The following is a 23,612-nucleotide window of genomic DNA, read 5'->3' as shown; positions in this document are numbered from 1 at the left end:
GCGGCCGACGCGGGTCGCAGGTGGCGTTTCGTGGTTATTCAATGAGGCTCCGACCGGTCAGCCGGAGGAACACGTCCTCCAATGATGAACGGCGCACCAGCGAGGTCAGCGGGGTCAGGCCCCGGGCTGACACGGCGTCGAGCGCTGCTTCGCCGTCGTGGGCATAAATCAGCAACCGATCGGGCAGGACCTCGATCCGCTCCCCGATCCCCGCGACGGCATCGGCTGCCCCGGCATTGCGCTCGGCGCCGAAACGCAGTTCTAGAACTTCACGGGTGGAATATTCGCGGATGAGCGCCGACGGGGAGCCCTCGGCCATGATCCGGCCCTGGTCCACCACGATCAGCCGGTCGCAGAGCTGTTCGGCTTCGTCCATGTAGTGGGTGGTGAGGATGAGCGTGACGCCACGCTCCTTGAGCCGGAACAGCCGGTCCCAGAGGATATGGCGGGCCTGCGGGTCCAGCCCGGTCGTTGGCTCGTCCAACAGCAGGACGCGAGGATCGTTGATGAGCGATCGGGCGATGGTCAGCCGGCGTTTCATGCCTCCTGAGAGGTCATCGACGCGGGCCGAGGCCTTCTCGGTGAGTTGGGCGAAGTCCAGGAGTTCGTCGGCCTTGGGGCGCAGGTAGCTCAGCGGCAGACCGAAGTAGCGCCCATAGATGATCAGGTTGTCTCTGACCTTCAGTTCCTGGTCGAGGTTGTCCTCCTGCGGGACGACTCCCAAATGGGCCCTGACCTCGGGCCCCTGCTGCTCCGGGTCCAGTCCCATGATGCTCAGGGTCCCCCCGCTGCGCTGGGACACCCCGCCGATCATGCGCATGGTGGTGGATTTCCCGGCACCATTGGGCCCCAGCAATCCGAAGGACTCCCCGGCAGGGACCTCGAAGGAAATCGCGTCGACAGCGGTGAAGTCACCGTAGCGTTTGGTCAGCTGGTCGGCGACGATCACCGGAGGGCGTGATGAGTTCTGGGGCACAACCGCACTCTACTGTGAACGAGTGATTGGCACCAGCCAATCATCGAGATGATCTTTACTTAGTGTGGGCGGTATTCCTGCACCATCGGGCAGTCGAACGGGTCGCGGGCGTTGAGCCCCACCGTGTTCAGGTACTTCACGACCTGGCCGTAGGATTCACCGACCGAAGCGACCGTGTAGGGCACCTTCAGTTCCTGGCAGTATTCGCGGACCATGACGCTGACCTGGCGCAGGTGCGGGCGCGGCATGCTGGGGAACAGGTGGTGTTCAACCTGGTAATTCAGGCCACCGTAAACAGCGGTGAGAACGCGGGTCCCGAAGGACGTCCGTCCCACGATATTGCGCGAGGTCAGGACCTGGCGGCTGAAGAAGTCAATGGTGGAGGTCTTGGGGATGAGCGGCATGCCCTTGTGGTTCGGGGCGAATGAGGCACCCATGTAGACGCCGAAGACGGCCATCTGGACGCCCAGGAAAGCGCTGGCAATTCCCCAGGGCAGGAAAATGTACAGGACCGCCAGGTAGATCGACAGGCGCAGGGCGACCATGGAAATCTCCCGGGTGCGCTGTTTCACGGGCCGCCGCGAGAAGAGGTACCTGAACGAGTGGAAGTGCAGGTTGAACCCCTCCATCGTCAGAAGCGGGAAGAACAGGTATCCCTGCCGCCGGGTCAGCCAGGCCAAGAAGCCGGTGCGGGCCGCGGCGTCCTCGGGAAGGAACGAGACGGTGTCCTGCTCGATGTCAGGATCCTTGCCAATGGTGTTCGGCTTGGCGTGGTGACGGGTGTGCTTATTCATCCACCAGCCGTAGCTCATGCCCACGACGGCATTGGCCAGGATCCGACCGGCCCGGTCATTGGCCGGACCTGATTTCAGGACCTGCCCGTGGGAGGCCTCATGAGCCAGAAAAGCGAACTGCGTGAGGATGATTCCCAAGGCAGCGGCGACGAAGAGCTGGAACCAGCTGTCCCCCAGCAACGTGAACCCGGTGACTGCGGCGGCAAGCAGGAGCGACAGCAGCATCACGACGCCGAGATAATAACCTCGACGCCGGCGCATCAGCCCCGCGTCAAGAACCCGATTCTTGAGCAGGCTGAAGTTCCGGGCCCCGGCGTTGCGCCGTTTCGGGGCAACCGCCGGCGAATCTTTGGTCAGGATGGAGGGCGTCTGAGCGCTCATGGTCACTCCTTCGGAGTGTAGTTCCTGGCCTCTCGGCCGCAGGAACTGAAAACCTCATGATCCCTGAATCATCACTATACCCATGTGGGCTGTGTAACGGCTGAGCGGGCGCAACGAAACAGGCTCAAACGACGCCGCCCCGCCGCGCCTGAACGGCGGGGCGGGGCGGTGGGCGAGGAGGGCCGAGCTATTCAGCCCTAGTCGCGATGCTTGGGGACGTCCCCGTGACGCCCCGTCTGATCACGGTCCTTCGCGTCGAGGTCAGCAGCGTCGACATCGTCCAGGAAATCGTCGTCCTCTCCTGCGCCGCGGTCTTTTCGCTGCGCGGCGGCGTCACCATAGGCATCGGGACGGTCCGTGGCCAGCGGGTCGCCGACCACCGGAGTCCCATCCTGCCGACGCTCGGATTCCGCCGGATCCCCGACACGCTCCTGGCGGTTCCGACCGTGATGGGCGTCGCCTCCATCCTCGGCACGCGCTGCACCCGCCACCGGAGCAGCATCTTCGCGACGCTCGGAGTCCACCGGGTCCACAGGATCCCGACGATGCCCGGTCTCCGCCGGTCCTCCGGCTACGGCAGCATCGGCACGGCGCCCCGTGCCACCATTGCCGGCATCCCGTGGGACGTCCTTGGCGGCGTCCGGATCCAGCCGGTCGGCATGGCGCAACCGCGCTTCGGAGGCCTGCTGCTGCTCGTTCGCCGCTGCGGCCTGCTGATCGGCATCCATGCGCTTGCGTTCGGCGGCAATCTCGGCGTCCTTCGCCTCGGCCTGCAGCCGCTGGGCTTCGATTTCCCGTTCCTTCGACTTCAGTTCTGCGGCATCCGCGTCGGCCTTCGTCCGCTGTGCGGCGTTCGCCCGTTCACGTGCCTGCAGTTGGCTTTCCTGCTCTTCGGCACGAATCCGACCGGCTTCTTCCCGGTTACGCTCGGCCTTCTTCCGGCCGGCCACACGAGCGATGACGCCGATGATGATCAGCACCACGACAACGGCGACAACAATCCAAACGATCTGTGAGGTATCCATACGATCAAACCCCTTGGCTGGGTGGAAAACTTCGGGACCTTACACCGCATGTCTACCATCCCACTCGGCGTGATCAAAGCATGTTTGCCCCGAAATTTCAGCGCCGGAACTATCAGGACGCGCCCCGTTGAGCCACGCACAGGTACCCGGGCCCCCTCAGGTTCCCGGGTACCCGTTCGTTTCGGAATCAGTCGGTCTGGCGTTCGGCGCTATCCACGACATTATCGAGGAGCATGGCGCGGGTCATCGGCCCCACTCCCCCGGGATTCGGAGAGATCCAGGAAGCGACCTCGTAGGCTGCCGGTTCCACGTCTCCGGTGACGACTGCCTTGCCGTGACCGTCATCGACCCGGCTGACACCGACATCAAGAACGATGGCCCCGGGTTTGAGATCGGCGGCCTTGATCATATGTGCCTTCCCGGCTGCGGCGATGACGACGTCGGCGCGGGAGAGGTGCGCGGCAAGATCGGTGGTGCCCGTGTGGGCCAGAGTGACCGTGGCGTTGACCTGGCGCCGGGTCAACAGGAGGCCAATCGGTCGCCCGATGGTCACACCACGGCCCACGACGAGGACATTTTTGCCGTTCAGATCAATACCGTGCCGGGCCAGCAGCTCGACGCAGCCCTTGGGAGTGCAGGGCAACGGCGAAATCATCGGTCGGTTCACGTTGGCCACGAGCCGTCCCAAGTTCATCGGGTGCAGGCCATCGGCGTCCTTGGCCGGATCCATGGCTTCCAGAACGACATCCTGATCAATATGGTCAGGAAGGGGCAGCTGGACGATGTATCCGGTGCATTCGGGGTTGTCGTTCAGGTCGTGGACGGCGGCCAGCAGGTCCTCCTGGCTCGTGTCTGCGGGAAGGTCGACGCGGATCGAAGTAATCCCCACCTCGGCACAGTCCTTATGCTTGCCGCCGACATACCACGTCGATCCCGGGTCATCCCCCACCAGAATGGTTCCGAGTCCCGGGGTGATGCCCCGCTCCTTCAGGGCAGCAACCCGTTCGGTGAGTTCTGCCTTGATCGTTTTTGCTGTGGCTTTGCCATCCAGGATTTGTGCACGCTGTGTCATGGTCACCACTGCTCCAGTTCGGCGTAGAGGGGGAAGTCGGCTGCCAGTTTTTCCACCCGGGCGATCAGGCTGGCGGTCTCGGCCGCTTCCCCCTCGCGGAGTGCGGTGGCAATGATGTCTGCGACCTCGGTGAATTCGACTTTCCCGAAGCCGCGGGTGGCCAACGCGGGGGTACCGATGCGCAGCCCCGAGGTGGTCATGGGTGGCCGGGGGTCGAAGGGAACCGCGTTGCGGTTCACGGTGATCCCGATGGAGTGCAGCAGGTCCTCTGCCTGTTTACCGTCCAAGGCGGAGTCCCGCAGATCCACGAGGACCAGGTGGACGTCGGTTCCCCCGGTCAGCACCGAGATTCCTGCGGATGTGACGTCCTCTGCCGTGAGCCGTTCGGCGAGCAGGCGGGCCCCTTCGAGGGTGCGCTCCTGACGTTCGCGGAATTCCTCCCCCGCAGCGATCTTGAAGGCCACTGCCTTGCCGGCGATGGCATGCATCAGGGGTCCACCCTGTTGGCCGGGGAAGACGTTGGAGTTGATCTTCTTATACAGTTCCAGATCGTTGGTCAGGATCAATCCCGAGCGCGGCCCGGCCAGGGTCTTATGCACCGTGGAGGTCACGACGTCTGCGTATTCCACGGGGTTCGGGTGCAGGCCGGCGGCGACGAGTCCAGCGAAGTGGGCCATATCGACCCAAAGGAGCGCGCCGACCTCATCGGCGATGGAGCGGAAGGCTGCGAAGTCCAGCTGGCGCGGGTAGGCGGACCAGCCGGCGATGATCACCTGGGGCTTCTCGGCAATGGCTTGAGCACGCAGCTTGTCCATATCGATGGTGAAGGTCTCGGGCTCGACCTCATAGGCGGCGACCGCGTATAGCTTGCCGGAGAAATTCAGCTTCATCCCATGGGTCAGGTGTCCTCCGTGGGCCAGCGAGAGCCCCAGGATCTTGTCCCCTGGGTTGATCATGGCCGCCAGTGCCGCGGCGTTGGCCGTCGCCCCCGAATGCGGCTGGACATTGGCGTATTTCGCGCCGAACAGCGTCTTGACGCGGTCCCGCGCCAGGTTCTCGGCCACGTCGACGTGTTCGCAGCCGCCGTAGTAGCGGCGGCCCGGGTAGCCTTCGGCGTATTTATTGGTCAGCACCGAGCCCTGCGCCTGAAGGACCGCGCGGGGCGCGAAGTTCTCCGAGGCGATCATTTCCAGGGTGTTGCGTTGACGGCCGAGCTCGGCGGTCAGCACCGCGGCGATCTCCGGGTCCACTTCGGACAGCGGTTGGTTGGTGACGGGATGTGGTGTGCTCACGAAATCTTCTCCTGCTGCGGGAATGGTCTGCGAAAGGGCCACCCCGGCGACAGACGCCACTGCGGAGACCCCCGGGCCCAGGCGCGCGATCCGTTTGGTTCCTGCTGTTGCCGCTCCCTTGTGGTCATCCACCAGCGCCAGTCACGACGTCTTTCATGCTACTGGATGGAGTCTGCCTCCGCAGTTTTCCGGTCCCGCCGTGACGTGGCCGGACCACCCAGCGCCCGCAGGGCGTTGGCGATGGCCAACACGTCCACGACCTCCTGCGCCAGGGCCCCGAATAAGGCAGGAAGGGCACCGGTGGCGGCATAAAGCATCAGTCCCACGGAGAGCAGGATCCCGATCCAAATGGATTGCAGTGCCACCTTCACGGTGCGTTGGCCGATCTCCACCGCCGTGGCGGCGACCGAGACGTCATCAATCATGATGACGACGTCGGCGCTTTCGGAGGCAGCGGTGGCCCCGTTCACACCCATCGCGATCCCGACGTCGGCCGCAGCCAGGACGGGGGCGTCGTTGATTCCGTCGCCGACCATCATCACCGGTCGGTGCGGTAGCTGCCCGACAAGGTCGACTTTCTGTCCCGGGTGCAGTTCGGCCCGAACGTCGGTCAATCCCACGCGTCGTGCCACGTCCTGCGCTGTCGCGGCAACGTCGCCGGTGAGCATGACCCGCTCCGTGACTCCTGCCCGTTCCAGCCGCACCATCATCTGCGCTGCCTCCTGGCGCAACGGGTCGCTCATCACGAGCATCCCGGCGTGGACGCCGTCGACGGCCAGATAGACACCAGCTTCTCCCGCGTGGATGGCCCCGGGGGCGAATCCGGTGCTCTTTTCGGCGATCCACCGCGGTTTTCCCACCAGCACCCGGTGTCCGGCGACGGTGCCGCTGATGCCTTCGGTCGCCATTTCGGTGGCGTCCTGCACCGGGTGCAGGGCCATCCCCCGGTGGCGGGCGGCCTGCGTGATGGCCGGGGCGAAGGCGTGGGTGGAATAGGCCTCCAGCGAGGCCGCCAGTTCCAGCAACCGGTCGGCGTCGAGCCCCGATGCGAGATCCGGTACGACGGCGACGCGCACCAGGCGCGGAGTGCCGGTGGTCAGGGTCCCGGTCTTGTCGAATGCAGCGGTCTTCACCCGGGCGAGGCGTTCCAGGGTGCCGCCGTCCTTCACGATCGCCCCCTGGCGCGCCGCCTGGCTCATCCCGCCCATCAGGGCCACCGGGGCGGCGATCAACAGCGGACAGGGGGTGGCCACGACCAGGACCTCGGCGAAGCGCACCGGATCTCCGGAAAGCCACCAGGCCAGCCCGCCCACCAGGTAGGCAAAGAGTGTGAAGGGGACCGCATACCTGTCGGCCAGACGTACCAGGGGCGCCCGGGATTCCGCAGCCCCCTGGACGAGGGCAACGATCCGGGCGTATTGCGAGTCCGCGGCGGTGGCGGTGGCCCGCAGTGCAACCGCCACCGTGCCATTGACGGCACCCGAGGGCACCGGTTCACCCGCTGCCCGGGTCACCGGCAGGGATTCGCCGGTCACCGCGGATTCGTCGAAATCGGCGGCCCCCTCCACCAGGGTCCCGTCCACCGGAACGACGGTGGACGGGCGCAGCAGCACCACGTCTCCGGCGGCGATGTCCTCGAGGGGGACAGCGGAGACGGTCCCGTCGGGGGACAGTAGCTGGGCGGTGCGCGGTACCCGGTCCAGCAGACCGGTCAGTTCGCGTTGCGAGCGGTGCTGGGCGGCGTCCTCCAGCCCCTCTCCCCCGGTCAACATCAGGCAGATCACCAGTGCTGCGTGGTATTCACCGACGCTCACGGTGGCCACGATCGCCGTCAGGGCGAGCACATCGATCCCCCAGTGTCCACGCATCAGGTCCTTGACCATGTCCACGAAAACCGTTGCGGCCACGACCAGGGCGAACACGGACGCGACGAGGCGCGCCGGCCCATCGAGGCCTGTGATGTTCAGCCCGACGGTCAGCAATCCGAACCCGATGGTGGCCCCAGCTAGCGGGTACCGCCTCAACAAACGAAGAATCACCATGCCCTAGTCATAGCCTGTTGTCCTCGGGAGTTCCATGACGTCGATGGGACAACGTTTTCTTGGCGTCATCGGGCACCGATAAACTTCGGTGATGACCAGCCAGCAATACATCGTGACTCTCTCCTGCGCCGACCAGCCGGGCATCGTGCATGCCGTTTCCGGCGCCCTCTTGGAGGCCGGCTGCAACATCACCGAATCCCAGCAATTCGAAAGCCCCGAATCGGGGTCCTTCTTCATGCGCGTTGCCGTGTCCACCGGTGCCGGGCTGGACGAGGTCAAGGCGCCCCTGGCCGCCGTGGCCTCTCGTTTCGCCATGGAACTCTCCGTCCACCCCGAAGCCCAGCCGCTGCGCACCCTGATCATGTGTTCTACAGCGGGCCACGCCTTGAACGACTTGCTGTATCAGCAGCGCGCCGGCTCCCTGCCCATCGAGGTCCCCCTCATCGTCTCCAACCACCGGGAACTGGCCCCGATGGCGGAGTTCTACGGGGTGGGGTTCCTCCACCTGCCGGTCACCCCCGGCACCAAGGCCGAGGCCGAAGCCCGGTTGCTGGAGCTGGTGGCCGAACACGACATCGAATTGGTGGTTTTGGCCCGTTACATGCAGATCCTCTCCGATGACCTGTGCCGCGGGTTGGCCGGACGGGCGATCAACATCCACCATTCGTTCCTGCCCTCCTTCAAGGGGGCCAGGCCCTACCATCAGGCCCATGCCCGGGGCGTGAAGATGATCGGGGCCACGGCGCACTTCGTTACCGCCGACCTCGACGAGGGGCCGATCATCGAACAGCAGGTCATCCGGGTCAACCATTCCCAGACCCCCGGCCAATTCGTTGCCATGGGACGCAACGTCGAGGGAAGCACGCTGACGCAGGCCGTGCAGTGGGCCGCCCAACGGCGGATCCTGCTCGACGGGCGCCGAACCGTGGTCTTCAACTAGCGCGCGCCGGCCCCGGGCTTTGTAGACTCGGGCCATGACACACATCATCACGATTGATTCCAACACCCCCCAGGTCTCCGCGACGGCCTTCACCGCCCCCACGGCCACACTGAGCGGGGACGTGGTCCTCGGCGAGCGCGCCAGTGCCTTCTACGGCGTTTCGGTGCGCGGGGATTCAGCGCCGATCCGTATCGGAGACGACACCAATCTGCAGGACAACGTCGTCGTCCATGCCGACACGGGTTTCCCCACCACGGTGGGCACCGGGGTCTCCGTCGGCCACTCCGCCGTCATCCACGGCTGCACGATCGACAACGGATGTCTGGTCGGCATGAGTGCCACCGTCATGAACGGCGCCCACATCGGTGAACAGTCCCTCGTGGCTGCCGGCGCCCTGGTGCTCGAGGGCACCGTCGTTCCGCCGCGTTCTTTGGTGGCCGGAGTTCCGGCCAAGGTCCGCCGCGAACTCAGTGACGAAGAGGTCGACTCGCTGCGCACCAACGCCGAGCACTACCTGGTGCTGGCCGAGAAGCACCGTATTGCCAACGCCGGCTGATGCTGGTGGCATGAGCCGATTGCCGGGCCATGAGCATCATGCCAAGCTGGTGGCATGAGCCACCGTTTCCCCACCCCTCCCTGCGCAGAGCCCGACGCCGGATCACCGCTGCTGGCAACGGGCCGCCCCATTTCCTGGGGGGTGGTCTCGACGGGGCGGATCGCCGAGACGGTGGTCGCCGATTTGGCCCTGCTGGAGGACGCGACCTTGCAGGCGGTCAGTTCCCGTGATGGCGACCAGGCTGCCGCTTTCGCCACCCGGCACGGTTTCGTGGACGGCTATGGGCCCCACGACGGGCTCTCGGGCCACGAACGACTGTTCGCCGACCCTGCCGTTGAGGCCGTCTATATCGCCACCCCGCATGCCCAGCACTTCGCCATCGCCCGGGACGCCTTGCGGGCCGGCAAGCATGTGCTGTGCGAGAAGGCGCTGACCATCAACGCCTCGGAGGCCGCCGAGTTGGTGGCGTTGGCCAGGACCCGCGGCCTGTTCCTGATGGAAGCTGTGTGGACCCGCTTCCTGCCGTCCGTCCACCGGGCCCTGGACCTCATCGACGCCGGCGAGATCGGAGACATCGCCTGGATCCGCGCCGACCTCGGCTTCCCGGCGAACTACGACAAGACATGGCGCCTGTTCGACCCGGAAGCAGGTGGCGGTGCGCTGCTGGATCTGGCGGTCTATCCGCTGACCTGGGCGCTCGGAGCCCTGGGCTTCCCCCAGTCGGTCCAGGCGGTGGGGACGCTGAACGACGACGGGGTGGACACCCAGGAGTCGCTGACCCTCACCTATGGTTCGGGCGCCCAGGCCCAACTGCTCTGTTCGTTGAACGGCGCCGGTCCCCGCGAGGCGGTCATCTCGGGCAGCACGGGTTTCCTGCGCATTGCCGGCCCGCTGAACAACCCAGCCTCTTTCGAGGTCCACCCCCTCGACGCGGAGCCACGGACCGAGACTTTCGAAACGGTGGGCCGCAACTACGTCTATGAACTCCGTGAGGCCACGCGTTGCATCCAGCAGGGGCTGACCGAGAGCCCGACGATGTGCTGGGCGGATTCGGTGGACACCCTGCGCCTCTTCGACGGGGTGCGCAACCAGCTGGGGGTCAGCTACCTCAACGACCGTGGACGCTAGGCCAACCAGCAGTGGGTCCGTGCGGGCAGGCATGCATCCGTATACAGATGACCAATGCCCCAGTACGCTCAGGCCATGGGAGCAGAAGTCAGGAAGAAGACCTTCACCCGGGCGCAACGAACCCGGTACCGTGAACGCCTGAACGAAAACCTCGAGACCTTCGAGGACTTCCTCTCGAACGGGCATTTTGCCGCCTCGGGGACCATCGGCGTCGAACTGGAACTGAACCTCGCCAACGAGGATTTCACCCCGGCCATGCGCAACACGCAGGTGTTGGAATCGATTGCCGACGAGGCCTTCCAAACCGAGATCGGTGCCTTCAACATCGAACTGAACCATCCGGCCTTGGATGTGTCCGGACGTGGACTCCGCGAACTGGAGGAAGGCCTCCGAGCCCAGCTCAACCATGCCGACGCGAGGGCCGACGAGGTCGGGGCAGATTTGTTGATGACCGGCATCCTGCCCACCCTGCGTCCGGAGCAGTTGCAGGACCCCGACTGGATGAGTACCGGCAAACGGTACGCCGCCCTGAACACCTCGGTGCTGCAGGCCCGTGGTGAGGATGTCCTGATTGACATCTCCGGCCAAGAACGCCTCAGGTTCTATGCCCCCACGATCGCCCCGGAGGCCGCCTGCACCTCGGTCCAATTGCATGTCCAATTGAGCCCAGCCGAATTCGCTCCGGCGTGGAATGCCGCCCAGATTATTGCCGGACCGCAGATCGCCCTGGCCGCCAACTCCCCGGTGTTCCTGGAACGGGTGTTGTGGCATGAGACCCGTATCGAATTATTCAAGCAGTCGATCGACACCCGGGCCCCGGAAATGCGGGCCCAGGGCGTCCGGCCCCGCGTCTGGTTCGGCGATCGGTGGATCACCTCGATCTTCGACCTCTTCGAGGAAAATGTGCGCTATTTTCCGGCGCTGCTGCCCGAACTTGCTGGACGCCGTCCCCAAAAGACGAAGGCCGGGGCCCCCTATCTGCACGAGCTCAGACTGCATAATGGGACCGTTTACCGCTGGAACCGCCCCATCTACGACCCGGGTGTCGAGATCCCTAACCTCAGGTTGGAAAATCGGTTGCTCCCGGCAGGCCCTTCCGTCCTGGACACGGTGGCCAATGCCGCGTTCTTCTTCGGGTTGGTGCGCCGACTGCGCACCTCCCAACGCCCGTTATGGTCCCGGATGGCCTTTGGCACGGCAACGGAAAACTTCCTGGCCTGCGCCCGCGATGGGCTCCATGCCACCGTCTACTGGCCCGGGGTCGGGGAGATCCCGGTATCCGAACTCATCGTGCGCCACCTCATCCCGCTGGCCGCCGAGGGCTTGGCAGATCTGGGTGTCGAGGATGCCGTGGCGGCCCGCTATCTCGACGTGCTGCGTGAACGCGCCCGTACCGAGCAGAACGGCGCACTGTGGCAGATACAGAGCCTCGAACGACTCGAAGAGCGCGGACTGGATCGTCGCCATGCCCTGGTGGAGATGACCCGCCTGTATTGGGACCATATGCATCATTCGGGTCCGGTCCATGAATGGCCGTTGCCTTAAGGAAGGGTAGCCCCACCCTTCTTGACGTAACCCTCCGTACACAGATGATCTGTTTTCCATTTTTTGCGTTTACTTCTTGACGGCAACGATTCCGTATTGCAGACTTTTCTCCATGCAAGAAACGAGAGCTGGATCACAAGCGGGTCGAAGGAGTCCCGGGTCGCAGTCCGCGCTGCGCCATCTGAACCAGCAACGTCTGATCGATTGCCTGCTCGCCGGCCCCGCCACCCAGGCCGAACTCTCCCGGCAGACCGGGCTGTCCACGGCCACCGTCTCCAATATCGTGAAGTTCATGCAGGCCTCCGGCCTCGTCGACACCGAGCCCACCACCAGTTCGGGACGCCGAGCCCTGAACGTGCGACTCCTCAACGACGGGGCCATCGGGGTCGGCATCGACTTCGGCCGTCGCCACCTGCGCGTGGTCTTCGCCTCGCTGAATTACCACATCATCGCCGAGAGAACGATCATTCTCCCCCTCGGGCACCAGGGCGAAGAAGGCATCGCCGCAGCAGCTCGGCTCGTCACCGAACTGCTGGCCGAGAACAACCTCCACCGCAGCACCCTGATCGGTGCCGGCGTGGGCATCCCCGGCCCCATCGACCGCCGCAGCGGAACGGTCGCCCAGGGAGCCATCCTGCCCGAATGGGTGGGACTGAACCTGCAGGAACGTATCGAAGAAGTCCTCGACGTCCCCGTCATCGTCGATAACGACGCCAACCTCGGGGCCTTGGCCGAAGTGACCTGGGGTCCGCATAACGGGGTGGATAACCTCGTCTTCATCAAAATCGGTTCAGGCATCGGCGCCGGTTTGATCATCAACGGCTCCCCCTACTACGGAAATATCGGCATCACCGGGGAAATCGGCCATGCGACCGTGCAGCAACACGGCTCGATCTGCCGTTGCGGTAACCGCGGCTGCTTGGAAACCGTCGCCTCCACCACCATCATGTCGACCCTGCTGGCCGGGGCCGAACATCCCCCCCAGACGGCCGAAGACATCGTCGCGCAGGGACGCGGCGGCGGTTCGGCGGTTCTCCGCGTCCTGGACGACGCCGGCATGGCGGTCGGGCAGGAACTGGCCAATATCGCCAACCTGCTCAACCCCGAAGTCATCGTCGTGGGCGGCCCCTTGACCGGTCTGGGCGATCTCTTGCTGGAACCGATCAGACGCGGTCTGCACCGCCACGCCGTCCCGATCGTCGGAGACAGCACCACCGTCGTCATGTCATCACTGAGTGAACGGGCAGAATCCCTGGGAGCCGCGGCATTGGCCTTCCAGCATGTGGGGATCCGCGCCCCCTAGACTCCTCGGCGGTCAGCGACCGGCGAGCCTCAAAGAATCCTCTCGACTATCCACTGGAAGGCCCCTGGGCACCATGCACACACCACCTGCCGGGCAGCACGCCCCGAATCTGCTGGAAATGCGTTCGATCACCAAGGAGTTCCCGGGCGTCAAGGCCCTGGACGCCGTCAGTCTGAACGTGCGCGTCGGAGAGATCCACGCGGTCTGTGGGGAGAACGGCGCCGGGAAATCGACGCTGATGAAGGTCCTCTCCGGGGTCTACCCACACGGAACCTACACCGGGGACATCCACTATCAGGGAAAAGTCCAGGCCTTCCGCACCATCAATGCCAGCGAAGAGGCCGGCATCGTGATCATCCACCAGGAACTCGCCCTGATCCCCGAGCTGAGCATCATGGAGAACATTTTCCTGGGTAACGAGCCCACCCGTTTCGGGATGATCGACTGGTCCGCGGCGCGTCTGCGGTCGATGGATCTGCTGGCCAGGGTGGGATTGAGCGATGATCCCGACACCCCCATCAAGGAGATCGGCGTCGGCAAACAACAACTGGTGGAGATCGCGAAGGCACTGAATAAATCGGTGAAACTGCTCATCCTTGATGAGCCGACGGCCGCGTTGAACGAATCCGACTCCCAGCACCTGCTGGATCTGATCCGCGGGCTCAAGGGCAGGGGCATCACCTCGATCATCATTTCGCATAAGCTCAACGAGATCGAACAGGTGGCTGATTCCATCACGATCATTCGTGATGGACGCACCATCGAAACCCTGGACGTCCAGGCCGACGGGGTCAACGAGGACCGCATCATCAAGGGGATGGTCGGTCGGACCCTGGAATCACGGTTCCCCGAGCACAGTGCAGAAGTCGGGGAGACCTTCTTTGAGGTCTCCCACTGGAACGTCGGCCACCCCCAGATCCAGGACCGGATGGTCTGCAAGGACTCCAGCTTCTTCGTCAAGCGGGGTGAGATCGTCGGTTTCGCCGGGCTCATGGGTGCCGGGCGCACCGAACTGGCCCGCTCGATCTTCGGTCGTTCCTACGGACGCTACCAATCCGGGACCCTGACGATGAACGGCCAACACCTTGAATTGCGCACTGTCGCCCAGGCCATCCGTGCGGGCCTCGGCTATGTGACCGAGGACCGCAAGAGCCTCGGGTTGAACCTGCTGGACGACATCCAGGAAACCACCGTCTCGGCGAACCTGGCCAAGATCAGCAAGCACCAGGTGGTGGACCGGGACCGGGAATTCGAGGTCGCCGAGTACTACCGCAAGGCCCTGCGCATCAAGACCCCCTCGGTGCAGGAAGGCGTCAGCAAGCTCTCCGGCGGCAACCAACAAAAGGTCGTCCTGGCCAAATGGATGTTCACCGAGCCCGACCTGCTCATCCTCGACGAACCCACCCGTGGCATCGATGTGGGAGCCAAATTCGAGATCTACGGGATCATCCAACAACTGGCGAAGGCCGGCAAGGGAGTCATCGTGATCTCCTCCGAACTGCCCGAACTACTCGGTCTCTCCGACAGGATCTACACGATCTTCGAAGGAGCCATCACCGGGGTGGTGGACCGCGAGGAAGCCACCCCCGAGAACCTGATGCGCCTGATGACCTCGGCCCGTCAACCGGCCTGATCCCTCCGCCCCTTCTCCTCACTTACCCGCACCCGCGAACCAAGGAACACAACATGAACGCGATCAAGCAGCTCTTTGGCGGAAACACCCGCCAATTCGGCATGATCTTTGCCCTGGTGGCCCTGGTGGTCTTCTTCCAGATCATGACCGAAGGCGTGACCCTGACCTCCGGCAACCTGATGAACCTACTCAACGGCAACGCCTATATCCTCATCCTGGCCATTGGCATGGTGCTGGTCATCATCGCCGGGCACATCGACCTCTCGGTGGGTTCGATCGCCGCCTTCGTGGGCGTCACCGTCGCCATAGCGATCCGCGACTGGGGGCTTCCCGCCTGGGCAGGGATCCTGTTGGGCCTGGCCCTGGGCGTGGTGATCGGGGCGTGGCAGGGCTTCTGGGTCGCCTATGTCGGGATCCCCGCTTTCATCGTGACCCTGGCGGGCATGATGCTCTTCCGCGGGCTGAACCAGTTCGTGGGCAAATCCAACACGATCCCTGTCCCCGAAGACTTCCAGTACATCGGTGCCGGCTACCTCAAGGAGATCGGGCCCAACACCGGCTATAACAACCTCACCCTCCTCCTCGGCCTGTCCACCGTCGCCCTGGTCGTCATCATGTCGCTACGTGGTCGTGCCAAGGCCCTCCGACTCGGCGCCCTGGTGCCGCCCTTGTGGGTGCAGGTCACCAAGCTGACCCTGATCAGCGCCGCCATCCTCTACGCCACGTATCTCTTTGCCACCGGCAGGCCGGGGACCTCGTTGCCGATTCCGGGCATCATCCTGATCGGCCTGGTGATCATCTACGGCTTCATCTCCTCACGCACGGTCTTCGGCCGCCATATCTACGCCGTCGGCGGCAACCGCCATGCAGCCGAGCTCTCCGGCGTCCGCTCCAAGAAGGTCAACTTCCTGGTCATGATGAACATGGCGGTCCTCGCCGGTCTGGCCGGCATGATCTTCGTCGCCCGCTCCACCGCTTCGGGTCCCTCGGATGGCAACATGTGGGAGCTGGACGCGATCGCCGCGGTCTTCATCGGCGGTGCGGCAGTGACCGGCGGTGTCGGGACCGTGGTCGGTTCGATCATCGGCGGCCTGGTCATGGCCGTGCTGAACAACGGCCTGCAGCTGCTCGGTGTCGGCGCCGATGCCACCCAGATCATCAAGGGTCTGGTGCTGCTGGCGGCCGTCGCCTTCGATGTCTACAACAAATCCCAGGGCAAGCCCTCCATCACGGGTCTGCTGACCCGGGGGCTGTCCTCCCGCAACCGTCCCGCGGACGATGAGCTCCCCTCCACTCCGGAGAAGGTCTCGACCTCTGCCTGACACCTTCCATCCGGCTCCACCCGCACCATCAGAAAGAGAAACCAATGAAGATCATGGGCAAAGCAACCAAGTTCGCCGCGGTGACGGCGATCGCCGCGCTGGCATTGACCGGTTGCGGCCGGCAGGATGCCGGGGCCGACGCCGCCGGGGAATCCGCCTCCGGCTTCGACGAGGGAGCCACCATCGGTGTCGCCCTGCCGCAGAAGACCAGTGAGAACTGGGTCCTGGCCGAGAACCTGTTCAATAAGGACCTCAAGGACAAGGGCTTCAAGCCCGACGTACAGTTCGCCAACAGCGGCGTCGCCGAACAGCAGAACCAGATCAACGCCATGATCTCCAAGGGCGCGAAGGTCATCATCGTCGGTGCCATCGACGGAGCCCAGCTGGGCAACCAGCTCAAGGCCGCCAAGGAAGCCGGGGCCACCATCATCGCCTACGACCGGTTGCTGCTGAACACCCAGGACGTCGACTACTACGTCGCCTACGACAACTTCAAGGTCGGCCAGCTGCAGGGCCAGGCCCTGTTGGACGGGTTGAAGGAGAAGAAGGGCAAGGCCCCCTACAACATCGAGCTGCTCGCCGGCTCCCCCGACGATGCCAACGCCCAGGTCTTCTTCGACGGTGCCATGGACGTGCTGAAGCCGGCCATCAAGGACAAGACGGTCACCGTGGCCTCGGGGCAGCAGAAGTTCGAGCAGGCAGTGACCCAGGGCTGGAAAGCGGAAAACGCACAGAAGCGCATGGACACCCTGCTCACCGGCACCTACACCGGCTCCAAGACCCTCGACGGGGTCCTCTCCCCCAATGACACCCTGGCCCGCGCCGCCCTGACCTCGGTCAAGGCGGCCGGCAAGGACGTTCCCGTGGTGACCGGGCAGGACTCCGAGGTCGAATCGGTGAAGTCCATCATGAAGGGCGTGCAGTACTCCACCATCAACAAGGACACCCGTGCCCTGGTGGAGCATTCGGTCACCATGGTCCAGGACCTGCAGCAGGGCAAGGAGGTCGAGGTCAACGACCCCGACTCCTACGACAACGGGACCAAGGTCGTCCCGGCGTACCTGCTCAAGCCGCAGATCGTCACCCAGAAGAACGTCAAGGAAGCCTACGTGAACGATCCGGTGCTGGGCCCGCTCACGAAGTAGCGGACCCCCGCTGAAACACAGGGAGGACGACGACGGCACCCGTCGTCGTCCTCCCTTCCCCTGTTGAAGGGGTGCTGGGGCGATCTCTAGTGCGAACGGGAGCTGCTGCGCCGCCAGATCGCCGCCAAGATCGCTCCCGAGACGTTATGCCAGACGGAGAACACGGCGCCGGGCAGGGCTGCTTCGGGCGCGAAATAGGTCTTGGCCAGGCCGGCGGCCAGCCCCGAGTTCTGCATCCCCACCTCGATGGCCATGGTTCGGCGGGAAGGGATCGGCAACCCGAAGAGCCGTGCGGCGCCGTAGCCGACCAGGTAGCCCAGCCCGTTGTGCAGGATGACAGCCGCCAGGATGAGCAGCCCGGCGCTGAAGATGGCCTCCGCGCTACCGGCGACGACGGCGATGACCACAAAGGTGATCGCCAAGACCGAGACCCAGGGCAGTGCCGGCAGGATGGCGGCCACCCACCGCGGGGCGAAGGTGCGCACGATCAGGCCCAGCACCACCGGGATCAAAACGATCTGCACGATCGAGACGGCCATCGACCCGGCGGCGACGGGAAGGTACTGTCCGGCCAGCCAGAGGGTCAGCAGCGGGGTGAAGATCGGGGCGATCAGCGTCGACACGCTGGTCATCGTCACCGATAGGGCAACATCGCCCTTGGCGAGATAGGTGACCACGTTCGACGAGGTCCCTCCCGGGGCGCAACCCACCAGGATGACCCCCGCCGCGAGCGCCGGCGGCAGCCCCAGCAGCGTGGCGACCCCCAGCCCGAGTAGCGGCATGATCACGTATTGGGCGATCACCCCCAACAGCACCGGCAACGGTTGGCGCACCACCAGGGAGAAGTCGGGCAGGGTCAGGGTCAGGCCCATTCCGAACATGATGAGCATCAGCCCCGGGTTGATCAGCGGAGCCAGCCCGGTGAAGGGGGCCGGGAAGAACAGGGCCACCGCCCCACCCGCGAGAATCAACAGGGGGAACAGGGTGACCGCGATCCGGGCACTGCGTTCTTCGGCGGGGTTCGCCGTCCCCGCAGGCTCGATCGTCGTCGTTGACCGTGCATGCGGCCCGTGGGGTCCTTCAGGTGTGCTTGACATGGAAACCATCGTTCCAAACCTCCTCCCGAGCCCGATAATTATGACTTGGGGTGGCCAGTGTGTCCCACGCCACCGCAGGGCAGGGCTCCCCTGCTTTAGGCTGGTGGGGCATCCCGCGCATCAGCGTGGTCCGCCGCGCTCCCGCCATCACCGGGTGCCGGTGCCCCAGCACCTGTCGAGGAAGTCCCACCCATGCCCGTAGTCCCCCGTCCCGCACGGCCGGCATCGATCGCCGCGTCCCTGCTCGCCACCCTTCTCGTCCTGACCGGTTGCGCCGGTTCGGGTGATCCCGGAGGTTCGGCCGCCGATGACACCCCGGTCGAGGGTGGGACCTTGGTGTATGCCTCGGGCGACGCCGAACCAACCTGCCTGGACCCGCATGTGGGTGGGAACTATCCGCAGGCCTTATTGGCCGGCCAGTACCTCGAAACCCTCTACACCAAGGACGACGACGGAAAGATCGTCCCGTGGCTGGCCTCCGGGGCCGAACCTTCCCAGGACGGACTGACGTGGACTCTTTCACTGCGCGAGGGCATCAAATTCACCGACGGGACCGCACTGGACGCTGCCACGGTGAAGGCCAATATCGAACATCTGCAGGACCCCGACACCGCTTCCTCCACCGGTTATTTGGCGGTGGCGAAAATCAAGACCATGGACGTCGTGGATGACTCAACCCTGAAGTTGCACCTTTCAGCCCCGGATTCGGCCCTGTTGGAATCGTTCTCCATGCCCTGGGTCGCCATCGAATCCGGGAAGGCGCTGAAGCGCAGCCAGGCCGATAATTGTGCCTCCCCCGTGGGCACCGGTCCCTTCACCGTGAAGAAGTGGACCAAGCAGGACTCCGTCGAGCTGACCCGCAACGAGGACTACCAGGTCCCGGTGGATACCGCCGAGCATGCGGGGCCAGCCCATCTGGAGGCCATCACCTGGAAGTTCATCCCCGAGGCCGCCACCCGTTATGCCGCCCTCCAATCGGGCACGGTGGACATGATCGACAATGCCCAGCCCGATACCATCAAGGCCGCCGAGGACGCCGATACCATCGGTCACCTCGATGCCCCGCGCCCGGGCGCCTCGAACCGCATCGAGCTGAACTCTTCCCGGGCCCCGTTCAACGACGAGAAGGTTCGCGAGGCCTTCATCCGCGCGGTGGACGTCGAGGACGGGCTCTCCTCGTTGTTCTTTGACACGGCAGAGCGCTCCTTTTCGGCGCTGTCCAGCGTCGAACCGATGGGCTACTCGGATGAATCCGCCTTCACGCAGGATCCCGAACACGCCAACCGGCTGCTCGATGAGGCCGGCTGGACCGACCGCGACGGGCAGGGGTACCGCAGCAAGGATGGCCAACGCCTGTCACTGACTTTCCCGGTGAGCACCAACCAGTCGGTTCCGGCCGAACAGTCACTTTTCCAGCAATTGCAGGCCACGGCGAAGGAGGTCGGCTTCGAGGTCAAACTCGACCTGCTGGACCTCTCCAGCTGGTACGACGTCCTGGGCGAAAATCACTACGACCTGGTCAGCGCCCCGTATACGAAGGTCGGCCCCGACGTGCTGTCCATCCTCTTCCATTCCTCCAATACGGTCCCTGCCCCGTCGGGCTATTTCGCCAACCATGCCCAGATCAAGGACCAGCAGCTCGATGCCCTGTTGGAGGAGGCCAGCGCCACCACCGACGCCGACCAGCGCCAGGCCAAGTACACCGAAGCGCAAAAGATCGTCCTGGAAGGCCACTACATCCTGCCCCTGTATGACCAGCAGAACCACTTCCTGTACAGCACGGATCTGCACGACGTCGGGGCGATGACCGCGGTGGCTTCCCCGACGTTCCACGACGCCTGGTTAGCGAACTAGGAACGACGCCGGAGGATGGCCGGGCAGATGATAGCGGACTCCACATTCGCCGGACGCCCCAGCCGGGGCGCCGCGACCTGGTGGCGCCCCGCTGGTCTCTGGCTGGCTCGCCGTGCCGGTTCAGCGGTCTTCGTGCTCTGGGCGGTGGCCACACTGATCTTCGTCGCCATCCGCCTCATCCCCGGCGACTCGGCGGAGGCGATCATGGGTGGGCCGGGTTCGCAGGCCTCCGCCGAAGCCCTCGAAGCAGCCCGCACCGAATACGGACTCGACCGGCCCGTGGGGGTTCAATACCTGACCCTCTTGGGGCATCTGGCCACCGGGAACCTGGGGACCTCGTATTCGCTGAAGGTCCCGGTCATCGACGTTTTGACCGCCCAACTGCCCGGAACGCTGGGCTTGGCCGCCGGCGCCTGGATCGTGGCGTGGCTCATCGCGTTGGGGCTCGCCCTCTATTCGGGGTTGGGCGGCCGGGGCGCGGCCGCCGTCGGCTCGGCCCTGGAAATCGCTGCGGCCTCGGTACCTCACTTCTGGCTCGGATCGGTCCTGGTGCTGCTCCTCTCCAGCGCGTGGCGGTGGCTGCCACCGGTCAGCAACGGTACGGCCGCCGGGCTCATCATGCCGATCGTCACCCTGGCGCTGCCCCTGGCGGGTTTTTTGGGCCAAGTCATGCGTGAGTCGATGGCGACCGCGCTGAACTCCCCCTTCGCGCTCTCGGCCCGCGCCCGCGGAGAGTCCGAGGCCGGCGTCGTCCTCCGTCATGCCCTGCGCCATGCCGCGCTGCCCGGGGTGGCGCTCTCCGGCTGGGCGTTGGGGTCCCTGGTCTCCGGAGCCGTCGTGGTGGAATCGATCTTCGCCCGCCCCGGGTTGGGGCGCACCCTGCTCGAGGCGGTCACCTTGCGCGATGTCCCGCTGGTCACCGGGGTCGCCTTGGTTTCGGCACTGGCCTACGTGGTGGTCATGGCCCTATCGGATCTGGCCGAACGGGCCATCGACCCGCGGATCCGGACGAGGTGAGCGCCATGCCGTCCTCCACCACGACCCCGCGGGGTGCTGCCCTGCGCCGCGGGCTGCGCCCGGCTCTCCTGCTGCCGGTCATCGCCGCGGCCACCGCGTTCTTCCTGGTCCTCGCCGCGCTCGTGCCCTGGTGGTTGGCTCCCACCGACCCGTTGGCCATCGACCCTGGTGCCGCCTTCTCCAGCCCCTCCCTCTCCCACTGGTTGGGTACCGACGAATCGGGTCGGGACATTTATTCGCGCATCGTGCACGGGGCCAGGCCCTCGCTCCTCATCGGGGCCGCAGCCACCGGTTTGGGCTTGGGGTTGGCGCTGGTGCTGGGTCTGGCCTCGGGTCTGGGCGGACGCTGGCTCGACGCAGGAATCGGGCGCATCGTCGAGGTGATGCTCGCCCTGCCCGGACTGCTCCTGGCCCTGGTGTTCATCGCCCTCGCCGGGCCGGGAGTGTCCACCACGATCATCGCCGTCGGACTGACCACGGCTCCCGGCTATGCCCGCATCATCCGCTCCCAAGCCAGATCCCTGCGCGGTTCGGCCATGATCGAGGCGGCCCGGGTGCTGGGCCACCATCCGGCCCGGATCCTGGTGCGGCATCTGCTGCCCAACGCGCTCGGGCCTGTTCTGGTGCTGGCCACCTTGGGCGTCGGCCAAGCGGTGATCTGGGCTTCGGCCTTGAGCTTCCTCGGCCTCGGTGAGGCACCGCCTGCCCCCGAATGGGGGGCCATGCTCGCCGCCGGACGCACCTACCTGGGCTCTGCCTGGTGGATGACCTTCTTCCCGGGCCTGGCCATTGTCGCCACGGCGGCGGCCAGCACCGTCCTGGGCAGATCCCTTCAACGCCGGACGGTGGGCGCATGAGCGCGCCACCAGTCCTGCGGGTCCAGGGACTCCAGGTCGGTTTCGGCGGCACACAGGTGGTGCACGACGTCGATCTGGAGGTGCTGCGGGGCGAATGCCTGGCCCTGGTGGGAGAATCCGGTTCGGGGAAATCCGTGACCGCCCGGGCCCTGCTGGGCCTGACGGGCGGCTCCTCCCGGGTGAGAGCCCACCGGATGGAGTTCGACGGCACGGCACTGCCCGCCGCCACCAGCCGGCAGTGGCGCCGCCTACGCGGACCCCGGATCGGGCTGGTCCTGCAGGATGCGCTGGTCTCGCTGGACCCCTTGCGGACGATCGGCCGGGAAATCGACGACTCCCTGCGCCTCCACACTTCCTTGTCGGTCGCGGCCCGGGGCCGTCGGGTCGCCGAATTATTGGAATCGATGGGGCTGCACACCGACGATGCCGGGCGGCGGGCCGGGGAACTCTCCGGCGGCATGCGCCAGCGCGCGCTCATGGCCTCAGCCATGGCGTTGGATCCGGATCTGCTCATCGCCGACGAACCCACCACCGCCCTCGACGCCGAATCCCAGACCCAGGTCCTTGAGGTGTTGGGCGGATTACGGGCCGGGGGTTCGTCGCTGCTGCTGATCAGCCACGATCTGGCGGTGGTCTCCTCGGTGGCTGACCGGGTGGCCGTCATGCGTCAGGGCAGGATTGTCGAGCAGGGGCCCACCTCCAAGGTCCTCTCCCAGCCGGAGCACGAGTACACCAAAATGCTCCTGCGCGCCGTCCCCGCAGGTCGTCCCCGCGGCACCCGGCTTTCGGCGGCGGTACAGGAACCGGCCGCCACCACCGCGTCAACGAAGCTGTCGACGCCGAAGGTGCCGGCAGTGTTGCCACCGGTGTTGGAGGCACGGAACCTTTCAAAATCCTTCACCCTGAAGGGCGGCGAAAAGTTCAGGGCCGTCGACGATATCAGTCTGCGGGTGGAGCCCGGGCGGACGCTGGGGCTGGTGGGCGCCTCCGGTTCGGGCAAGAGTACGACGGCGAGGATCCTCTTGGGGTTGGAGGAGCCCGAGGACGGGAGTGTCGAGCTTTTCGGTGAGCCCTGGGTGCCGGGGAAGGAAGCCGGCCGCAGGCCCCGTCGACCGCTGCTCGGGGCCGTGTACCAGGACCCGTTGAGTTCCTTTGATCCACGCCGCAAGGTCGGTGCCATCTTGGCCGATGCCCTCTCCGCCAGGTCCGCCGATGTCGGTTGGGGCGCCGAGGATCCGGCCTCCTTGCTGGAGCTGGTCGGGCTTGAGCCGGCACTGGCCCGAAGGCATCCGGGAACGCTTTCCGGCGGGCAACGCCAACGCGTCGCGATCGCCAGGGCCTTGGCTCCGGGGCCGCGGGTACTGATCTGCGATGAGCCGGTGTCTTCCTTGGACGTCTCGGTGCAGGCCAGGATCCTTGACCTGCTCGATGACCTGCAGGCCAGGTTCGGGCTGGCGTATCTGTTCATCTCCCACGATTTGGCCGTCGTCAGGCATGTCAGCGACCGGTTGGCGGTGATGCATCACGGCAGCGTCGTCGAAGCCGGGGGCACCGAGGAGATCTTCGCCAACCCGCAGGACCCCTATACGCGGGCCCTTTTGGCGGCCTCGCCCACGTTGCGCACCAGCTAGGC

The 23,612-nt window shown here is 65.4% G+C and carries 19 protein-coding genes; 12 read left to right on the top strand and 7 right to left on the bottom strand.

The genetic code is table 11. The features are described from left to right. Window positions 1-34: 34 nt before the first annotated feature. The 6 genes from CIK75_RS11775 to CIK75_RS11750 all read right to left on the bottom strand — a co-directional run bounded on the left by CIK75_RS11775 (window position 35) and on the right by CIK75_RS11750 (window position 7,582). Window positions 35-976 carry an ATP-binding cassette domain-containing protein gene (locus tag CIK75_RS11775; RefSeq protein ID WP_086999429.1) on the bottom strand — a complete coding sequence of 314 codons (942 nt, stop codon included), beginning with the start codon at window positions 974-976 and terminating at the stop codon, window positions 35-37. Between the two features lie 59 nt (window positions 977-1,035). Next, entirely contained in the window at window positions 1,036-2,031 is a 996-nt protein-coding gene (locus CIK75_RS11770) for an acyl-CoA desaturase (RefSeq protein ID WP_241895438.1), read from the bottom strand. Window positions 2,032-2,348: 317 nt separating this feature from the next. After that, entirely contained in the window at window positions 2,349-3,176 is an 828-nt protein-coding gene (locus CIK75_RS11765) for a hypothetical protein (RefSeq protein WP_096224349.1), read from the bottom strand. A gap of 187 nt (window positions 3,177-3,363) precedes the next feature. Further along, window positions 3,364-4,248 (bottom strand): bifunctional methylenetetrahydrofolate dehydrogenase/methenyltetrahydrofolate cyclohydrolase, encoded by an 885-nt coding sequence (locus CIK75_RS11760; protein ID WP_086999999.1) that lies wholly within the window; start codon window positions 4,246-4,248, stop codon window positions 3,364-3,366. A 2-nt stretch (window positions 4,249-4,250) separates the two neighbouring features. After that, a complete protein-coding gene (gene glyA, locus CIK75_RS11755) occupies window positions 4,251-5,540 on the bottom strand; it encodes a serine hydroxymethyltransferase (RefSeq protein ID WP_096224439.1) in 1,290 nt (429 codons plus the stop codon). Between the two features lie 158 nt (window positions 5,541-5,698). After that, window positions 5,699-7,582 carry a heavy metal translocating P-type ATPase gene (locus CIK75_RS11750; protein ID WP_096224348.1) on the bottom strand — a complete coding sequence of 628 codons (1,884 nt, stop codon included), beginning with the start codon at window positions 7,580-7,582 and terminating at the stop codon, window positions 5,699-5,701. A 91-nt stretch (window positions 7,583-7,673) separates the two neighbouring features. Between CIK75_RS11750 and purU the strand changes: the two genes are divergently transcribed. The 8 genes from purU to CIK75_RS11710 all read left to right on the top strand — a co-directional run bounded on the left by purU (window position 7,674) and on the right by CIK75_RS11710 (window position 17,154). Continuing rightward, window positions 7,674-8,522 carry a formyltetrahydrofolate deformylase gene (gene purU, locus CIK75_RS11745; RefSeq protein ID WP_086999422.1) on the top strand — a complete coding sequence of 283 codons (849 nt, stop codon included), beginning with the start codon at window positions 7,674-7,676 and terminating at the stop codon, window positions 8,520-8,522. A 34-nt stretch (window positions 8,523-8,556) separates the two neighbouring features. After that, complete coding sequence (locus CIK75_RS11740) at window positions 8,557-9,078, top strand: gamma carbonic anhydrase family protein (protein ID WP_086999420.1); 522 nt, start codon at window positions 8,557-8,559, stop codon at window positions 9,076-9,078. Between the two features lie 54 nt (window positions 9,079-9,132). Further along, complete coding sequence (locus CIK75_RS11735) at window positions 9,133-10,206, top strand: Gfo/Idh/MocA family oxidoreductase (protein ID WP_096224347.1); 1,074 nt, start codon at window positions 9,133-9,135, stop codon at window positions 10,204-10,206. A gap of 54 nt (window positions 10,207-10,260) precedes the next feature. After that, the gene (locus CIK75_RS11730) at window positions 10,261-11,751 is read left to right on the top strand and encodes a glutamate--cysteine ligase (protein WP_342744383.1); all 1,491 of its coding nucleotides are present in this window, start codon (window positions 10,261-10,263) and stop codon (window positions 11,749-11,751) included. Window positions 11,752-11,863: 112 nt separating this feature from the next. Next, the gene (locus tag CIK75_RS11725; RefSeq protein ID WP_096224346.1) at window positions 11,864-13,054 is read left to right on the top strand and encodes an ROK family transcriptional regulator; all 1,191 of its coding nucleotides are present in this window, start codon (window positions 11,864-11,866) and stop codon (window positions 13,052-13,054) included. Window positions 13,055-13,127: 73 nt separating this feature from the next. After that, the gene (mmsA, locus tag CIK75_RS11720) at window positions 13,128-14,687 is read left to right on the top strand and encodes a multiple monosaccharide ABC transporter ATP-binding protein (protein ID WP_086999416.1); all 1,560 of its coding nucleotides are present in this window, start codon (window positions 13,128-13,130) and stop codon (window positions 14,685-14,687) included. Between the two features lie 53 nt (window positions 14,688-14,740). After that, a complete protein-coding gene (gene mmsB / locus CIK75_RS11715; protein ID WP_086999414.1) occupies window positions 14,741-16,009 on the top strand; it encodes a multiple monosaccharide ABC transporter permease in 1,269 nt (422 codons plus the stop codon). Between the two features lie 44 nt (window positions 16,010-16,053). After that, window positions 16,054-17,154: a sugar-binding protein gene (locus CIK75_RS11710; RefSeq protein WP_086999412.1), complete on the top strand. Its 1,101-nt coding sequence runs from the start codon at window positions 16,054-16,056 to the stop codon at window positions 17,152-17,154. Window positions 17,155-17,240: 86 nt separating this feature from the next. On the opposite strand, the gene CIK75_RS11705 is transcribed toward CIK75_RS11710, so the two are convergent. Beyond that, the gene (locus CIK75_RS11705) at window positions 17,241-18,251 is read right to left on the bottom strand and encodes a bile acid:sodium symporter family protein (protein WP_086999994.1); all 1,011 of its coding nucleotides are present in this window, start codon (window positions 18,249-18,251) and stop codon (window positions 17,241-17,243) included. 192 nt (window positions 18,252-18,443) lie between these two features. Between CIK75_RS11705 and CIK75_RS11700 the strand changes: the two genes are divergently transcribed. From CIK75_RS11700 to CIK75_RS11685, 4 genes are read left to right on the top strand one after another with little or no spacing between them, the layout of a single operon-like run. Continuing rightward, window positions 18,444-20,105 carry an ABC transporter substrate-binding protein gene (locus tag CIK75_RS11700; protein WP_086999410.1) on the top strand — a complete coding sequence of 554 codons (1,662 nt, stop codon included), beginning with the start codon at window positions 18,444-18,446 and terminating at the stop codon, window positions 20,103-20,105. 27 nt (window positions 20,106-20,132) lie between these two features. Continuing rightward, window positions 20,133-21,122: an ABC transporter permease gene (locus CIK75_RS11695; protein ID WP_086999993.1), complete on the top strand. Its 990-nt coding sequence runs from the start codon at window positions 20,133-20,135 to the stop codon at window positions 21,120-21,122. A 5-nt stretch (window positions 21,123-21,127) separates the two neighbouring features. Then, window positions 21,128-21,979, top strand: a complete 852-nt coding sequence (locus CIK75_RS11690; RefSeq protein WP_096224345.1) for an ABC transporter permease — start codon at window positions 21,128-21,130, stop codon at window positions 21,977-21,979. Next, complete coding sequence (locus CIK75_RS11685; RefSeq protein ID WP_096224344.1) at window positions 21,976-23,610, top strand: ABC transporter ATP-binding protein; 1,635 nt, start codon at window positions 21,976-21,978, stop codon at window positions 23,608-23,610. Before CIK75_RS11690 ends, CIK75_RS11685 begins: the two co-directional genes overlap by 4 nt. The last annotated feature ends 2 nt before the right edge of the window (window positions 23,611-23,612 follow it).

This window comes from Glutamicibacter sp. BW78 (assembly GCF_002332245.1).
Lineage (GTDB): Bacteria > Actinomycetota > Actinomycetes > Actinomycetales > Micrococcaceae > Arthrobacter_H > Arthrobacter_H rhombi_A.
This window is presented reverse-complemented; position numbering and strand designations above follow the sequence as displayed.

Coding starts and splice junctions, on each gene's coding strand:
- mmsA (WP_086999416.1), top strand. CDS start 13,128: ATGCACACACCACCTGCCGGGCAGCACGCCCCGAATCTGCTGGAAATG.
- CIK75_RS11760 (WP_086999999.1), bottom strand. CDS start 4,248: ATGACACAGCGTGCACAAATCCTGGATGGCAAAGCCACAGCAAAAACG.
- CIK75_RS11705 (WP_086999994.1), bottom strand. CDS start 18,251: ATGTCAAGCACACCTGAAGGACCCCACGGGCCGCATGCACGGTCAACG.
- CIK75_RS11765 (WP_096224349.1), bottom strand. CDS start 3,176: ATGGATACCTCACAGATCGTTTGGATTGTTGTCGCCGTTGTCGTGGTG.
- CIK75_RS11685 (WP_096224344.1), top strand. CDS start 21,976: ATGAGCGCGCCACCAGTCCTGCGGGTCCAGGGACTCCAGGTCGGTTTC.
- CIK75_RS11730 (WP_342744383.1), top strand. CDS start 10,261: ATGCCCCAGTACGCTCAGGCCATGGGAGCAGAAGTCAGGAAGAAGACC.
- CIK75_RS11710 (WP_086999412.1), top strand. CDS start 16,054: ATGAAGATCATGGGCAAAGCAACCAAGTTCGCCGCGGTGACGGCGATC.
- purU (WP_086999422.1), top strand. CDS start 7,674: ATGACCAGCCAGCAATACATCGTGACTCTCTCCTGCGCCGACCAGCCG.
- CIK75_RS11740 (WP_086999420.1), top strand. CDS start 8,557: ATGACACACATCATCACGATTGATTCCAACACCCCCCAGGTCTCCGCG.
- CIK75_RS11700 (WP_086999410.1), top strand. CDS start 18,444: ATGCCCGTAGTCCCCCGTCCCGCACGGCCGGCATCGATCGCCGCGTCC.
- CIK75_RS11770 (WP_241895438.1), bottom strand. CDS start 2,031: ATGCGCCGGCGTCGAGGTTATTATCTCGGCGTCGTGATGCTGCTGTCG.
- CIK75_RS11750 (WP_096224348.1), bottom strand. CDS start 7,582: ATGGTGATTCTTCGTTTGTTGAGGCGGTACCCGCTAGCTGGGGCCACC.
- CIK75_RS11725 (WP_096224346.1), top strand. CDS start 11,864: ATGCAAGAAACGAGAGCTGGATCACAAGCGGGTCGAAGGAGTCCCGGG.
- CIK75_RS11690 (WP_096224345.1), top strand. CDS start 21,128: ATGCCGTCCTCCACCACGACCCCGCGGGGTGCTGCCCTGCGCCGCGGG.
- CIK75_RS11735 (WP_096224347.1), top strand. CDS start 9,133: ATGAGCCACCGTTTCCCCACCCCTCCCTGCGCAGAGCCCGACGCCGGA.
- CIK75_RS11695 (WP_086999993.1), top strand. CDS start 20,133: ATGATAGCGGACTCCACATTCGCCGGACGCCCCAGCCGGGGCGCCGCG.
- mmsB (WP_086999414.1), top strand. CDS start 14,741: ATGAACGCGATCAAGCAGCTCTTTGGCGGAAACACCCGCCAATTCGGC.